Origin of the sequence: Bhargavaea ginsengi (assembly GCF_900109165.1) — a bacterium.
In the GTDB taxonomy this organism is placed as follows: Bacteria; Bacillota; Bacilli; order Bacillales_A; family Planococcaceae; genus Bhargavaea; species Bhargavaea ginsengi.
The window spans coordinates 91,004-106,750 of record NZ_FNZF01000007.1; the positions used below are offsets into that span (position 1 = coordinate 91,004).

A 15,747-nucleotide genomic window follows, 5' to 3' on the forward strand; every position below is an offset into this window, starting at 1 on the left:
TTGATTTAGATTTCTTCGTACAGGTTCTGAACCGGCTTCATGAGAATCCGGTTCACGTCTTCGATAATGCGGCTCAGCTGCATTTCAGCCTGCAGCATCCCGGCAATCTTTGGGTTGTTCTGGGCAAGCTGCGCCGTTTTCTGCGCATATTCAAGAACGTCACCATCGATTTCTTCGCCGGCCATCTGCTTTTGCTGGAGGTCCATCTGGATTTTGCGGAAGTTCCGGAAGATGTTCAGTGCCTCTTCGTCCGCCTTGACGTTCTCGATCGCTCCGACAAGCGCCGCGTATTCATCCGTCTTGCGGAATGTCGCTTCCAGCCGGTTGATGTCATCATAGATATTCACTGTCATGTTCACCACTCCAATCAATTAATAAGCAACGACAGAATCCCCTGGAAAATCCCGATCATGCCGCCGAGAACGGCACCGAGGACCGTGATCATCTTGAATTCCCGTTTGGAGATTCCCAATACGAGATCTTCGAGCCTGGAAACCGGGAACGTGTCGACCTGATCTTTGACCATCTGGTCGATCTTCAGGCGGCCAAGCGCCTCTTCCATTTTAGCCTCTGCCTGCGCGAAGGCAAAATCGGTGAGGGCGGGCGTTACATTGCGCGCCACCCATTCCTCACCTTCCGGCCAGTAGTCTTTGAGGGTACGGTCCAGACGTTCGCCGGCGGCCAGCTCTTTCCTGACATACCCGAGGACCGATGCCTTCAGGCCTTCCCAGTCAAACCCGCCAATCAATTCCTCGACCGGACGGTTTTTCAGTTTCTCATACTCGCCTTCGATCAGTCCATCCAAAAGACGCGCGGTCCCTGATGCAGAAAGGAACTTCAGGCCTTCCCTCTGGATCTTGTCAACGAGTGTTTCCGAGCTGCCGAACAGCGACTGGAGCATGCCGCCGAATGTTCCCCGGGATTCCAGGAAGTCATCCAGCATTTTCCGGATCGTCTGACGCCCTTCATCCGAGTTCACATAGTCCATGGCGCGCGACAGGATGTAGCGGCGGATTTCCGGAAGCTTTTCTTCCGCTTCGTCCATCCAGCGGGCCGGCACCCGCTCTGCGACCGTGCCGGTAAGGAGCCGCGCCTTGGCTTCCTCGAATTTAACATCGACGAGACCGAGAGCGACCGCCTCGAATTTCTCGTCTGCGTCCCGCATACCCGTCATGTCCAGCCAGTCTGATAATGTCTTGTCCCCGCCGAATACATGCTTGCCGATCAGGCGGCTGATGACGCCTTCCGCCTTTTCCCGGACAGCCGGTGTAAACAGTTTATTTCGGAACGTATCCGGTGTCAGAAGATAATCCACAACAATTCGTCCGAACTGCCTGGCCAGCTCATCGCGGCGTTTCGGAATGAGCCCGGGAGTGAACGGCACTCGCCAACTGCCGATATATTTGGCCTCGTGGGGGCGGAACAGCATCTTGATCGCCAGATGGTTCGTAATGCCCCCGATGATGGCGCCGATCACAGCCATCAACGCGATGGTCAGAAATGCATTCAATCACTTCACCTTTTTCTGTTGGTGTCCGTCCCATTATAACAGACAGGGCCTTATACAGAAAAAGGAACGCCACCGGTCAGATGGCGTTGTACATCATCGAGAACCGGATGGCGTGCTCCATTTCGTCATGCATCGCGATGAACAGCGGGTTGACCCCTTCCTGGAGTGGGGATTCCAGCATCATGACCTTATACTTGTCAGTCGCCTCCAGTTCGTCCCGGATCGCCTGTTTAAGTGCCCCCTTCAGGTTGTCAACCGGTCCCGGCTTCCTGAGGCTTTGAACGTAGGCGCCCGTCAGCATATAATAGAGCTGTTGGAACATTTCGTAATGGCTCTTCTCGTCGTCCATCGCATGCTGGATGAAGTCGAGCCAATACCGGTCATTCGTGAGCGAAGCCATCGACTTGTAGAAGTAGTACGCCTTGTACTCGTCCTCGATCGCCTCGCGAAGCTGATCGGTAAACACGCGGTCGCATCCTTTCGTCATCTTTCCACCAAGGTATGCGTTTGGGGCGGCCATCATGAAAGGGATGAGGAACATGCTGCAGCATTTCACGTACAAGCCGATGTTCGAAGGAGGCCAGCTCCCGGGCTGGACGTTTTCCTTCCATTATAAAAACAAGCGTTATAGCGGGGACTACCGCCAGGACGGTTCGATTGTCTGGTCAGGCGAAACACCGCCGGACGAGGATCAAGTCCAAAAAATGATCCACGAACTCATGACGTTCCACGTCTACGAGTAAAGTTTATTTCAAGTTATTCGCTATGTTGCAAGTCGGGCTTCCTTATTGCAAGTCACATCGCCTTATTGCAAATTCTGCTCCCATATTCCAATGCGGGCGGCCAAATTGCAGTTCACCCTCCTTTTGGACAAACCGGACAGGCAACAGGACCGTTTGATTCAGGGCTCTGCCGGGAATACTTTGAGTATTACCGGAAGGAGGAATTCCCGATGGGAGACAGCAAATCGCAGAACAATTTTGAAGAGAAGGACCGGCTGAACGAACAGCAAAAACGCGAGCAGGAGTCGATGAAGGACAAGGCACGCGAGCCGAATGAACAAAACCGCATGATCAATACTGCCGACAATCAGAAACGATGAATACCAAAAGCCTCCACAGCCTATAAACTGGCTGTGGGGGCTATTCGTTTCAACCCATTTTTCTGTTAAGTGAAACTCCCTGTACTTAACACCGTATACATAGTAGATCTAAAAAAGGGGGCTACCCGATGTTATTTATTATGACTATATTGGCAATCCCCGTTTACGGTATTTGTATATGGTCCCTCTATGAGCCGGAAGAAAGCTATTTCTTTATGAAAAAATGGCAGTACAAGGAGCTTCCTGAGCTGTCGGATGCCCAAATCAAATTAATCAGAATCGGGAGTGTGGCCGTCTTGATCATTATGACTCTACAATTAATCATGATGGCAATTGAAACCTTTACCGGCCACTAATCGGTGCTGATGTTATTCCCCCGCCAACTTCCTCCAGCCGAACACCAGCGACGCGAGCAGGAGTGATGAAGGACAAGGCCCGAGCAAAACCGCATCAACCAAAGAAAATAAACGCCAAAAGCCTCCACAACCAAAGGATGTGGAGGCTTTCATTCATAAATAAAATTCCCAATACAGGATGTTCCCGCTCAGTATGACAGCGGATATTATCGTTGTGATATTTATTAATGTTGCTCGTTTGTTTATCTGTTTATCTCTCATTTCAAAAAGCAAGGAGCCGCTCAAGACCAATGAACCGGCCACATAGAACAAATTGGCGGTCAAGAACGGTTGAATGGCTGCATAGGCGGTGATCGATACTGTCTGATAACCAATCCATACGATATTGACCCCGTCGAAAAAGGTCATCCCAGCGGTCGTTTTCTTTACCGAACCCCACAACAGACAGAGAATAGCCCCGGCTGCCGCCGGGGCTATTTCATTTCCATTTAAACCTATGGAGTCTATAGCATGTAATTCCAAAACATGGCATATATGTAATTATGAAAAATTATCTCTTACACAAACTGGGGATTTTAATAGAGATGTTCATAAGCATCTCGCCATTGATCATATTGTACCTGTTCTTTCTCGGAACCATCTGGTTGGTCGTTGCCGTCATCAAAAATGCATGGAAATAGTAAGGTGTGAACAGCTCTTATTCCCCCGCCAGTTTCCTCCTGCCGAACACCATGTAATAGTAGATGGATGAGATCATATACAGCGCACCTGTGATCGTAAACGCCCATGCATATCCCCAGTAGGATCCGTAGGCGACGACCAGTCCTGCAGATACCGGGCCCATTGCCGCCCAGCCCATCTGGAACACGGTCTGGTTGACGGAGTTGGCGAGGCCCTTGTATTTGTCGTGGACGATTTCCATCGAGATGGCGCTCTGGATCGGGTTGCCGGCGTTCATAAGCGCCTGGCGCATGAGGAAACCAAGCGACGCCAGCCCGAGTGACATCGTATACGCCGTCAGGAACAGGAACGGGATCGATGCGAGCTGGAAGAAGATGAGCGCCTTCACCTTGCCGACCCGTTTGACGAGCGCCGGTCCGATCATCATCGCGACCGCTGTCATCGCGGATCCGAGTGACAGAATAAGTCCGATATAGGCGTTTGATGCATCGAACCGGTTCGCGAAGTACAGGTTCAGGTACGGGATGACAAGCCCCGATCCGAAACCGATCAGCAGATTCGCAAGCCCGAGATGGAAAATGAGCTTGACGTTCCTGCTTAGGGCCGCCTCGTCCGGCTCCCCTTGCACCGGCGGTTCCGGGATCCGGTCGGCAGTCACCGGCTGATCGTATTTCTTCCCCCCTGACAGGAAAAACAGAGGAAGGATGCCTGCTGCGAAGATTGCGGCGCCGGCCAGCAGCGACCAGCGTATCGCCTCCACTTCAAACAGGCCGAACGATTTCTCCAATACATCCGCGATCACCCCGCCTCCGAGACTTCCGAACACTCCGGCCACGGTAACGAGCGAGAAATAAAGACTGAACAGGTGGACCCGCTCCGCAGCGGTCGAGTTTTCCGCAAGGAACGGGACGCCCGACACCTGGACGAATGCCATGGTCAGGCCGGTCACGAAGGCAGCCGCCACGAGTGTGCTTTCCGATGTCTCGACGGAACGGTAGAACAACGACAGCATCGTCAGTGCAGAACCGCCGATCAGCAGCCACTTCCTGCCGAAACGGTCACTGAGCAGCCCGGCGGGTATGAGGATGATCGCCGTCGCGAGCGCGGTCATCGAGATGATGCTGCCGTTCACAGTTTCCGGCATGCCAAGTGCTTTGATATACAGATTGTACATAACGGCAAATACCCCCATCCCGATCTGGATGAGGATATTGGCGCATATAAACAGCCGGACGTTTCGGCTGAATCCAGAGACCTTCTTTTTCCATTCATTCAACCAGTTAATCATGGACAGGCCCTTCACTTTCTATTTATTTCGACATTCGGATTATACGAAAATAGAAAGGAAAAGGCAATAGAAGGATGATTCTGATTCAAGCACAAGGCATCCCCAAAGAGCGTCCTCCTAAAGGGACTCCTGCCATATTCAATTTCGTCATTTAAGGCAAAAATCTCGTCATTCGCAACCGGCCGGCTGTGAATGACGAGATTAAAGGTGTGAATGACGAAACTGAACTGACGAATGACGAAATTAAGCGGTTGAATGACGAGACTGATCAATTCCGGGCTGTGAAACAGGCCTTTCTGTTACCCAGTCTTCCCCGCCGCCTGTGTACCGGCCTGCAGCTTATACATCTGCGCGTACTGGCCTTCGTAGGCGAGCAGCTGGTCATGAGTGCCAAGTTCCACAATCTCGCCGCGGTCCAGCACGATGATGCGGTCTGCATTCTTAATGGTCGACAGCCGGTGGGCGATGACGAATGTCGTCCGTCCTTTTTTCAGGACATCCATTGCATGCTGGATGATCTCTTCCGTCTCCGTGTCGATATTCGACGTCGCTTCATCCAGAATCAAAATTGCCGGGTCGAAGGCAAGTGCCCGGGCAAACGAGATCAGCTGGCGCTGGCCGGCAGACAGTGTGCTGCCCTTTTCCACGACCGGCTCGTCGATTCCGCCCGGAAGGGTCTTTAATACCCGGTCCCCTCCGACGGCCTCGAGGGCGCGTTCCACGTCTTCGCGGGTAATGCGCGGATCGTCCAGGCTGATGTTCGACCCGATCGTTCCGGTAAACAGGTACGGATCCTGCAGCACGATTCCCATATGGTCGCGCACCGTCTGACGGGACAGCTTTGTGATGTCGGTTCCGTCAATCACAATCCTGCCCTTTGTCGGGTCATAGAACCGGAACAGCAGGTTCATGATCGAACTTTTGCCGGAACCGGTATGGCCGACGAGCGCCACCGTTTCGCCTTGCTTTGCCTCAAAGTCGATGCCTTTCAGGACATACTCCTCATCTTTGTAGGCAAACCAGACATTCTCAAACCGGACGTTTCCGCGGTATCTCGCGATCTTCTCGTCGCTCACGTCCTCCCCTTCCTGGTCGAGCAATTCGAATACCCGCTCCGCCGCGACAAGTGAGTGCTCGAGGCGGGAGAACTGATTGACGATACCCGTAATCGGATTGAAGAGACGTGTGATGTAGTCAACGAATGCGTACAGCGCACCGACGGAGATTGCGGCCGGAGCGGAGAGCGCCACATTGCCGAAGTACAGGATAAATGCGATGAACGTCATCGACCGGAGCACGTCGACCAGGTTGAACGACGTCGCCGAGTCGAGAAACAGCAGCTTGTTGTTGTACCTGAAGTGCTCGTCGTTCAGCTCATCGAATTCCTGTTCCATCTGCTTTTCCCTGCGGAAAGCCTGGATGATCGTCATGCCCTGAATGGCCTCGTTGATCATCGCGTTAAGGTCACTGACCTTCCCGCGGATGATCCGGTTGTACTTGGAAGCGTACTTCCTGTAGGAGATCATCCAGATATAAAGCACCGGAATGAGCAGAAGCGTAATCGCCCCCATCGCCGGCTCCAGATACAGCAGCGCGGCGAAGATCCCGATCATATACATGCCGCTTGTCGCAAACTGCGAAAGCACCGTGACGTACATGTCCCGGATCGCTTCCGTATCGTTCGTGATTCGCGCGACTACTTTACCCGCCGGCAGATTGTCGAAGTAGCGGACCGGTAGCGTCTGGATTTTGCCGTATACTTCGTTCCGCATCTTCTGGATGATGCGGTTCGCCCCTTTCTGGAGGAGCAGGTATTCCAAATAGCGGAACACCGCTGTTACCACGGCAAGGCCCATGAAGATCGCAAGCAGCATCAGGATCGGTGCGTATTCCATCCCGCCTCCTTCATTGCCTGCGATATGATCATCGATGATCTTTTTGGCGATCAGCGGGCCGGCAAGATCGGCCGCAACAGCGAGTGCCAGGCAGATCACACCCGGAATAACATAGCGTTTTTGGTCCGTCGCATAACGGACCAGCCGTTTACCCTTTTTCATGATGATCCACCTCCCCGATCTGCTGCCGGTCGAATTGTTCGCGGTACCACCCGCCAGTTTCCAGGAGGGATCCATGTGTCCCTTCCTCGGTGACTTTTCCGTCTTCCAGGACGATGATCCAGTCAGCATGCTCAATTGCCGACAGCCTGTGTGTCGTGATGATCGTCGTCTTGCCTTCTCTGCCCTGCCGGATGTTTTCGATGATCGCCGTCTCGGTCTTGGCATCGACTGCCGACAGCGAGTCATCGAGGATCAGGATATCCGGATCCTTGATCAGTGCCCGGGCAATTGAGATCCGCTGTTTCTGGCCGCCCGAGAGCGCAACGCCCTTTTCACCGACGAGTGTTTCCAGTCCCTGTGGAAGCATCGCCAAGTCCTTCCGGAAATGAGACAGGTGGATCGCTTCGTCGATCTCCGCATCGGTCGCGTCCGGTTTGCCGAACAGGATGTTGTCGCGGATCGAGCGTGAAAACAGCACATGGTCCTGTGGCACATAGCCGATCCAGTCCCGAACTTCATCTTTGGTGAGGTCACTGACGGAAACTCCGGAAAAACTGAGTTCCCCGTCTCCGGCAGGATACTCGCGCAGCAACTGGCGAATAAAGGTCGTCTTCCCGCTGCCGGTCTTCCCGACGATGCCGAGGGTCCCTCCCCGCTCAAGCCTCACTTTTACCCGGTCAAGGTTAACTGACGAGGACTGCGGATATTGAAATGTCACATCATCGAAAGTGACGTCATCCGGATGTCCCGCCCATTTCGGCCGGTCCGGATCCCGGACGTCTTCCAGGTAGGACAGCGTTTCGTGGACCCGGTCGAGGGAAGCATTCCCCCGTTGCATGACGTTGATCAGTTCGCCGATCGCGATCATCGGCCAGACGGCCATCCCAAGATAGACGTTGAACGTGACGAGGTTGCCGAGCGTCATCTCACCTGTTGAGACGAGAAAGGCACCATAGCCGAGTCCGATTGCGTAGCTGGCTGCTGTAAGCACCTTTGATGTCGGCGCAAACAGCGCATCAATCCGCTCGACCGCCATGTTCTTTTCGTACACTTCTTCCGTTTTCTTTCTGAACTTTTCTTCGGTTGCGCGCTCCTGTACGTATGCGCGGACCACTCGGACACCGGCAACCGCCTCGAGCACATCATCGTTCAGGTCACCGAAGGCGTCCTGTGCGACAACGTAGCGCTCATGGATCTTCTTGCCGAGCACCTGCATGATGATTGCCAGGATCGGCAGCGGCAAGATCGCGGCCAGTGTCAGCTTCCACGAAACGAGGAAACCGGCCGTCAGCAAAATCGTTGCCAGGTAAAGCGTCGAGTCGATCAGCGTCATGATACCGAAACCGGCAGTTTCCGAAATCGCGCGCAAGTCATTTGTCGAGCGGGCCATCAGATCACCCGTCCGGTTCTTCTCGTAGAATGTCGGTGTCATCTTCAGGAAGTGCTTCATCAGCCGGCTCCTGAGGACCCGCTCGATCACGTTCGCCCCGCCGAACAGCTGGTATTGCCAGATAAAGTTCGAGGCGTAGTTGACGGCCATGACGAGGAGCATCAGACCCGCAAAGGTCATGAGCAGCCCTTCCGTCATGTCTCCGCGGTACATCGTGTCGATCGCCCGGCCGATCAGCCATGGCGGAACGACGACGAGGATATTGGTGAAAGTGAGCAAAATCAACGCCACCGTGTACCGCTTCCAGTTCTCCTTAAAGAACCAGTTTAATTTAAATAAGACTGAGAACATTGGTTATCCCTTCTCTCCCCGGCGGGCACTACCCGCCTTCTTTAGATTCCTTGACCAGAATTTTGCGTTCTTTTGTGATGCACATCACCATTTCTCCTCTCCGTTTTTGGTCTTGTATACAGCGCGCAAAAGCGCGGTGCTACCAAAGCAAGCACAAAAAACACGCCCCAAATCATGGAGGCGCGCTCAATGAAAAAAGGGTCTGGCAGGCATGCCGGACCCCCTGTAAAGACACTGGTGCCGTGTAATTACGGCCGCAGTGCGGGCAGGCATGGCGATATGCAGCTGTTGTCGAGTCCGAGTTGAATGATCATGTTGTACATCGTCCATACCTCCCTTTCCGTTAGTTTGTTTACCTTAACAGACTACCCTTGCGGATGAGTCCATGTCAACTGTTTTCAGAGAAATTCCTCAATTTGCACTTGACTTATTAATCTTGCCCCATTATGGGTGAAGTTATATGTGCATCATTATTTGTGGATACCGCCTCAGAGAAACGCATGGAGCAGGGCACCGAGTACGCCCGCCACCGCCACAACAACCCATGGTGGGGTTTTCTTGAACTGAAGCAGCCAGAAACAAAGTGCTGCAACAGCAATATCCCATACCGAGAAGATCGAGCTCGGGATGACCGGATTAATGAGAGCCGCCGCGAGAATCCCCACAACAGCGGCATTGACGCCGACAAGCGCCGCCCTCAGCCAGATTTTCTTGCGGAGTACCGACCAGAACGGCAGCGTTCCGATTACGAGGAGGAACGAAGGCAGGAACATCGCGACAACTGCGACGAGCGCTCCAGGCACACTGTCCATGATCATTCCTATGTAGGCTGCCAGCGTGAAGAGGGGACCCGGCACGGCCTGTGCGGCACCGTAGCCCGCGATAAATGTCTCTGCGTCCATATAACCTTGCGGCACAACTTCACGTTCCAGCATCGGCAGGACGACGTGGCCGCCCCCGAACACAATCGAACCGACCCGGTAGAAGATATCCGTAATTGACACGAGGATATGGTCTGTGGTCTGCCGGAGCAAAGGCAAAAGTGCGAGCAGTGCGAAGAACAGTCCCCAGGCCACCGCACCGGCCTTTTTCCCGACCGGCATCGGAATGGCCGCATCCTCTCCGCCGTTCCCTTCCTGTCGGTTCCGATATAGGATATAACCGATAAGCCCGGCGAGGACAATGATGCCGATCTGGCCCCAAGCGGTCGGCACGAGCAGGACACCGGCCGCAGCCAGCGCCGCAAGCGCAAGTCTCGGGACGTCGGGAGTCAGGTTCTTGCCCATCCCGATCAGCGCATGGAGAATGATCGCGACCGCTACGATCTTAAGACCGCGGATCCAGCCCGTGTCGAACGGCACGTCACCAGCAACAAGATATGCAAACAGCATGAGAATGATGACAGAGGGCATCGTGAATCCGAACCAGGACAGCATCGCTCCTCCGATGCCTCCACGGATCAGCCCGACCCCGATGCCAACCTGGGAACTTGCAGGCCCTGGAAGAAATTGGCACAATGCAACCAGATCCGCATAGGCCCTATCATCAAGCCACCCGCGTTTTTTAACGTATTCATCTCTGAAATATCCGAGATGGGCGGCAGGCCCTCCGAACGACGTCAGCCCCAGCTTGAGCGACGCCGACAAGATTTCGCCATACCGCCCTCTTTCCTTCTTTTCCATCAAAAAACCTCCAAATAAAGATGTCCACCTTATCCTAACGGAGTCTTTTTGGCGAATGAACCTTCTTTACAAATACTTAACAAACTTTTTTCGCTCAGCTGTCCGCTTTGATGACAGCCACCTTCAAGTAGTCGGATTCAGGAGAATTCCGCGGAGTGCGGAAATCTTCCGGCAACCGGTACTCTTTCAGGATGCGGTACTTTCTGCCGCTCGTCTGGAATGCCTTGTCGATGAATGTCCTGAACTTCTTCATTCCGAAGCCGGCATGGTTGGTCGAAGCGACTACGATGCCGCCTTTTGCCGTGATGGCCAAGACATCTTCAAGCAGATTGGCATAGTCCTTGGCGGCACTGAAGGTCCGCTTTTTGGAACGCGCGAAGCTCGGCGGATCCAGGACGACCAGATCGAACTCCAGCTCCTTGCGCCGGGCATACCTGAAGTAATCGAACACGTCCATAACAACGATGTCCTGCGCTTCATAGTCGATGCCGTTGACGGCGAACTGCTCGATCGTCTTTGGCAGGCTCCGCTTTGCCAGGTCGACACTGACCGTCCCGGAAGCACCTCCGAGAGCTGCCGCCACCGAAAATGCCCCCGTATAGGAGAACGTATTAAGTACACTCCTGCCCTCCGCATATTCGTCGCGGATCGCCTTCCGGACGTCCCGCTGGTCGAGGAAGATTCCGGTCATCGCCCCGTCATTCAGGTCAACGGCGAAGTTCATGCCATTTTCCTTCACGATCAGTGGGAATTCCGGCTGCTTGCCCGAGACAAAGTCATCCTGTTCCATATAACGGCCTTTCAGATCGAACCGTTTTTTTTCATGGACGGAGAGGACTCCCGGCATCTCTTTCAAGGATTCGTAGACAAATTGCCGCATCGAATAAATACCCTCGCTGTACCAGCTGACCATCCAGTGACCTTCATAATGGTCGATCGTCATTCCGCCGATCCCGTCCCCTTCCCCGTTAAACACGCGGAACGCCGTCGTATCCGGGTTTTCGAAAAAGGGATTTCTGCGGTCTGCAGCTTCACGGATTTTGCGCGAAAAGAATTCCCTGTCGATGGTCTCCCGCTCATTTCGTGAAAGTACCCACCCCGCGCCTTTGTTTTGCTGTCCGTGATAGCCGGTGGCCACATACCGGCCAGTCGGGTCCTCCAGACGCAATAATGTTCCTTCTGCCCCGAAAACTGACATGTCCCGTACGGAATCCTTCGGGATGACAGGCTGGCCTGCCCGGATCGCTTCTGCTGCTTCTGCATTCACCCTTACACTGGTTGTTTTCATTTTCCCAACTCCAAATTTCGATTTTCCCCATTATCGCACGCCTGCACAAAATAGACGAATTTCCACCGGCTAGCAGGATATTTTTATTGTCTTTTTGCTGATGCGGATTTATCATTGAAAGTAACTCACTATTTTTTACATTCACAGGAGGTGTACACTTTGTCCTCCCCCTCATTCGGGTCATGGACAAAGGAATTGTTTGGACATTGCCATACGATTGGCAGCATTTGCTGCCTTAATCGCTTTCACCGCGTTTTTTGTCGCGAGTGAATTCGCAATTGTGAAAGTCAGGACGACCCGTATCGACCAGCTGATCGCCGAAGGAAACAGGAAAGCCATCCGGGCAAAAAAAGTCATCTCAAACTTGGATGAATACCTTTCCGCGTGCCAGCTCGGAATTACGATCACTGCTCTCGGTTTGGGTTGGCTCGGGGAACCGACCGTCGAGCGTATGCTCCATCCCCTCTTCGAACGCTTTAACATCGAGGGGAACATCTCCTCGCTGCTTTCGTTTATTATCGCATTCTCGGTTGTGACGTTCCTGCACGTGGTTGTCGGGGAACTTGCACCGAAATCGATTGCCATCCAGAAGGCTGAAGCGATTACCCTGAGCTTTTCCGGCCCCCTCATCGCTTTCTATCGGCTCATGTATCCGTTTATCCATACGATGAACGGCACGGCACAATGGCTGATCCGGTTGTTCGGATTCAAGCCGATGTCGGAATCCGAGGAAGCGCACTCCGAGGAAGAATTGCGGATGATTCTCTCAGACAGTCTGAAAAGCGGAGAAATCAACCAGTCCGAATACAAGTATGTAAACAAAATCTTCGAGTTTGATGACCGGATTGCCCGTGAAATCATGGCACCCCGCACCGAGATGATGACCGTCGATCAGGATATGACGCTACGCGAAGTCCTGGACGTCATGGGCGTTGAGCAATACACACGCTATCCGGTGACAGACGGTGACAAGGACCACATCATCGGGCTGATCAACATGAAGAATCTCCTGACCGCTTATATTAAAGATCCATTAGCCGGCGATCGTCCGGTGACCGACTTTCTCCTGCCGATCATCCGTGTGATCGAATCAATCCCGATCAGCGAATTGCTTCTGAAAATCCAGCGAGAGCGGATCCATATGGCTGTCCTCATGGATGAATACGGCGGCACGAGCGGTCTCGTCACAATCGAGGATATTCTCGAAGAAATCGTCGGTGATATCCAGGATGAGTTCGACGTCGATGAAGTCCCTGATGTTCAGGCAATTGGCGAAGGTCATTATATCTTCGACGCCAAAATGCTCATCGAGGACGTGAACGACATCCTCGGCATCCATATCGACGAAGAGGATATCGATACGATCGGCGGCTGGTTCATGGCCAAACGGTTTGATATCGTCAAAGGCGAGAAGATGATCGAACAGGGATATGAATTCCTCGTCAAGGACATGGAAGGCCATCATATCCTGTACGTCGAAGTCCAGAAAATTGAAGAGGAATCAGAATCCTTGCCGGCTGAAGATGCCGCAGCAACAGATTTCTGATCCTTACCGGAAGCCCCTGCTTCCGGTTTTTTTGTTTTCCGGACGGGAAAACCGCTGATGCTGACATAGGAATTCTGCCAGCCCGTTCCAAGTTTCCGACGGGAAAACATTCATCATGAAATTGGGGTATACTGTACAATCCGGAGGTGGAAACATGGACCTTTATTCAAATCTCAAACAGGGAGAACGGGGTGCCTGGCTCAGCATTACAACCTACCTGATACTGAGCACAGTCAAATTCATCGCAGGGGTCGCCGGATCGTCCGAGGCACTAAAGGCGGATGCGCTCAATAATACAACAGACGTCATCGCCTCCGTCGCTGTTCTGATCGGCCTTCGGATCTCCCAGAAACCGCCGGACGACAACCACCGGTACGGCCATCTCCGGGCTGAAACGATTGCATCCCTGATCGCCTCATTCATTATGGCGGCCGTCGGGATCCAGGTGCTGACGGATGCCATTGGCTCCATCTACAGCGAAGGTGCACAGACACCTTCCCCATATACAGGATTCATCGCCCTTGCAAGCGGCCTGATCATGTATGCCGTCTACCGGTACAATCTCCGCCTGTCCAAAAAAATCGGCAGTTCCGCTCTCCGGGCTGCCGCACTCGACAACCGTGCCGATGCCCTCGTGAGTTTAGGTGCCGCAGCCGGGATTGCCGGAGCCATCTTCGGATACCCGGTGATCGATACGATCACCGCCCTGATCATCGCCCTTCTCATTCTGTTTGCCGCAGCTTCGATCTTTAAGGAAGCCGTCTACACGCTCACCGATGGCTTCGACGAAGAAGAGGGAGAAGCGCTCGCCCACCTGGCCGCATCTGTTCCAGGGGTTATCCGCCTCAAGGACTTCAAGGGAAGGATGCACGGAAATATGATTTTCATCGATCTGACTGTCACTGTCGATCCATCCCTGAACGTCATAGAAAGCCACCGCATTACCGAGCAGATCGAGCGGCGGATGCAGAAAGTGAAGCCGCTCTCCACCGTACTCGTCCATATCGAGCCGGAATTTCCAAATAAGCCATGAGCCCCGAGGGTTCATGGCTTTAGCTGTCGCTAATAACGATTAAAGGACCATAAAGTAATTTCCCATTAACCAATACCCCGCCTTAAGACGACATCAGATACGTCACGATCGTTCCTATTACCAGACCGGCCAGTATCATGGCTCCGTACAGCCAGTAACTCCCTTTTGACATGGCGATCGCCCCCTATTCGTCTTCTATACTATGCACGCCATCTGCCAATTATGGTGGGGCTCATCCGCAAGGTATTTGAAACTTTTCAGTCGCATAGTCGTATTAAGGTTGAAAACATTCCGAGTTATCCCTTCCCTGGAGAGCGGATAAACCTCAGAATGTGCATTTGACATGATTTTAGATAGATAGAAAAGGGGGGTTTTCAATTTGCATGATGTAGTAGATCAGCGCAGGGTTATTTCTTTCACCATCGCCATCATCCTATTCATCCTTGCCTTTCTGGGTCCGGCCGCCATCCTGCTTCCGCTGAAGACAGGCTTCATTACACGGGAAGCGGAACTGATCGGCACAAGCGGCTGGTCGCTTATCACGGGTGGCATCGGATTTCTCGCGCTTGCTGCCGTTTTCGTCCTGTTTGCAGTCATGGAGAATCAAAAGAAAAAGTGGACATTCTCTCTTGTGCTGCTGGCTGTCGGAGTGACCGGCATCCTCCTTACCGTGAAAGACTACTATTATTACACGCCGGAACACTTTGTCATCAACGGTCCGTTCACCCTGACGAGTGAAACCTATGAGTGGTCGGATTTCGAGAGTGTTACAGAGAACCTGGCTAAGGAAGGCGGCACTTTGTACGTCGAATCCCTGGAATTTAAGATGAGAGATGGAGAGACTTATCATTTCGACCGGGGCATGATTCTGCAGCGCTATCAGCCGGTAGTCAGCGCTGTCACGGCAAGCGGCGGTGAGCATATCCGAAACGGGGGCTGAAGTTCCCTGAAACACCGAAAAGCCCGGGAATCCAGCCCCGGGCTTTTCCTTTTCGAATGATCAGGAGTTGTCGTTCTCCTCATCCGTTTCATTCAGCATATCTTCATCATCTGATGTGTCATCCGTATTGGCATCATTCGTATCACCATCGGTTGAATCCGTGTCCGTCTCCGTTTCGGTGTCGGTTTCAGAATCTGTGTCTACATTCACATCGGTGTCTTCACCACCATCTGTTCCGCCATCACCTGCAGGTGCCTGTTCTTCCACTGGATCCTGCTCGTCCACATCCACGTTGACATCATCATCTTCCCCGTCTCCGCCACATGCGGCGAGCATGCCGGCAGACAGGAATGCCGCTGCTCCGAGTTTTAACCATTTGCTTGTTGCCATAGATGTACTCCTCCTCTTTGACTGTGCGTCTACTTTCTCTACACATCCTTACCCGCTTGAGTACAGGTTAACCATTTTTTGAAATGCAACGAGTCACAAAAGCGCAAGCGCCCGTTTAGCAACGTACAAACTG

At 53.1% G+C, this 15,747-nt stretch carries 15 protein-coding genes; 6 read left to right on the top strand and 9 right to left on the bottom strand.

The features are described from left to right. Window positions 1-5: 5 nt before the first annotated feature. The 3 genes from BMX91_RS14310 to BMX91_RS14320 all read right to left on the bottom strand — a co-directional run bounded on the left by BMX91_RS14310 (window position 6) and on the right by BMX91_RS14320 (window position 1,976). A complete protein-coding gene (locus BMX91_RS14310; RefSeq protein ID WP_092055707.1) occupies window positions 6-353 on the bottom strand; it encodes a YlbF family regulator in 348 nt (115 codons plus the stop codon). A 14-nt stretch (window positions 354-367) separates the two neighbouring features. Beyond that, window positions 368-1,510, bottom strand: a complete 1,143-nt coding sequence (locus BMX91_RS14315) for a DUF445 domain-containing protein (RefSeq protein ID WP_092055708.1) — start codon at window positions 1,508-1,510, stop codon at window positions 368-370. Window positions 1,511-1,586: 76 nt separating this feature from the next. Continuing rightward, window positions 1,587-1,976: a ferritin-like domain-containing protein gene (locus tag BMX91_RS14320; protein WP_092055751.1), complete on the bottom strand. Its 390-nt coding sequence runs from the start codon at window positions 1,974-1,976 to the stop codon at window positions 1,587-1,589. 73 nt (window positions 1,977-2,049) lie between these two features. Here BMX91_RS14320 and BMX91_RS14325 point away from each other — a divergent pair, with 73 nt between their 5' ends. The 3 genes from BMX91_RS14325 (at window position 2,050) to BMX91_RS14330 (ending at window position 2,968) form a co-directional block, all read left to right on the top strand. After that, window positions 2,050-2,253: a YheE family protein gene (locus BMX91_RS14325; RefSeq protein ID WP_092055709.1), complete on the top strand. Its 204-nt coding sequence runs from the start codon at window positions 2,050-2,052 to the stop codon at window positions 2,251-2,253. Window positions 2,254-2,462: 209 nt separating this feature from the next. Beyond that, the gene (locus BMX91_RS15835) at window positions 2,463-2,612 is read left to right on the top strand and encodes a hypothetical protein (RefSeq protein WP_177168414.1); all 150 of its coding nucleotides are present in this window, start codon (window positions 2,463-2,465) and stop codon (window positions 2,610-2,612) included. 128 nt (window positions 2,613-2,740) lie between these two features. Then, window positions 2,741-2,968 (top strand): hypothetical protein, encoded by a 228-nt coding sequence (locus BMX91_RS14330; RefSeq protein WP_092055710.1) that lies wholly within the window; start codon window positions 2,741-2,743, stop codon window positions 2,966-2,968. Between the two features lie 697 nt (window positions 2,969-3,665). Here BMX91_RS14330 and BMX91_RS14340 read toward each other — a convergent pair. The 5 genes from BMX91_RS14340 to BMX91_RS14360 form a co-directional block, all read right to left on the bottom strand. After that, window positions 3,666-4,937, bottom strand: coding sequence for an MFS transporter (locus BMX91_RS14340; RefSeq protein ID WP_092055715.1), 1,272 nt, complete (start codon window positions 4,935-4,937; stop codon window positions 3,666-3,668). A 299-nt stretch (window positions 4,938-5,236) separates the two neighbouring features. Next, the gene (locus BMX91_RS14345) at window positions 5,237-6,994 is read right to left on the bottom strand and encodes an ABC transporter ATP-binding protein (RefSeq protein ID WP_092055719.1); all 1,758 of its coding nucleotides are present in this window, start codon (window positions 6,992-6,994) and stop codon (window positions 5,237-5,239) included. After that, window positions 6,981-8,735 carry an ABC transporter ATP-binding protein gene (locus BMX91_RS14350; protein WP_092055721.1) on the bottom strand — a complete coding sequence of 585 codons (1,755 nt, stop codon included), beginning with the start codon at window positions 8,733-8,735 and terminating at the stop codon, window positions 6,981-6,983. The genes BMX91_RS14345 and BMX91_RS14350 overlap by 14 nt, the downstream gene beginning before the upstream one ends. Window positions 8,736-9,223: 488 nt before the next feature. Then, window positions 9,224-10,417, bottom strand: a complete 1,194-nt coding sequence (chrA, locus tag BMX91_RS14355) for a chromate efflux transporter (RefSeq protein WP_092055725.1) — start codon at window positions 10,415-10,417, stop codon at window positions 9,224-9,226. A gap of 94 nt (window positions 10,418-10,511) precedes the next feature. After that, complete coding sequence (locus tag BMX91_RS14360; RefSeq protein WP_092055729.1) at window positions 10,512-11,705, bottom strand: class I SAM-dependent rRNA methyltransferase; 1,194 nt, start codon at window positions 11,703-11,705, stop codon at window positions 10,512-10,514. A gap of 199 nt (window positions 11,706-11,904) precedes the next feature. On the opposite strand from BMX91_RS14360, the gene BMX91_RS14365 reads away from it, so the two are divergent. From BMX91_RS14365 to BMX91_RS14375, 3 genes are all read left to right on the top strand, one after another. Then, window positions 11,905-13,251 carry a hemolysin family protein gene (locus BMX91_RS14365; RefSeq protein ID WP_177168415.1) on the top strand — a complete coding sequence of 449 codons (1,347 nt, stop codon included), beginning with the start codon at window positions 11,905-11,907 and terminating at the stop codon, window positions 13,249-13,251. Between the two features lie 154 nt (window positions 13,252-13,405). Continuing rightward, window positions 13,406-14,284, top strand: coding sequence for a cation diffusion facilitator family transporter (locus BMX91_RS14370; RefSeq protein ID WP_092055734.1), 879 nt, complete (start codon window positions 13,406-13,408; stop codon window positions 14,282-14,284). 379 nt (window positions 14,285-14,663) lie between these two features. Next, window positions 14,664-15,224 carry a hypothetical protein gene (locus BMX91_RS14375; protein ID WP_092055735.1) on the top strand — a complete coding sequence of 187 codons (561 nt, stop codon included), beginning with the start codon at window positions 14,664-14,666 and terminating at the stop codon, window positions 15,222-15,224. Between the two features lie 60 nt (window positions 15,225-15,284). Here the strand turns inward: BMX91_RS14375 and BMX91_RS14380 are convergent, their stop codons facing one another. Beyond that, complete coding sequence (locus BMX91_RS14380) at window positions 15,285-15,614, bottom strand: hypothetical protein (protein WP_092055738.1); 330 nt, start codon at window positions 15,612-15,614, stop codon at window positions 15,285-15,287. Window positions 15,615-15,747 lie beyond the last annotated feature (133 nt).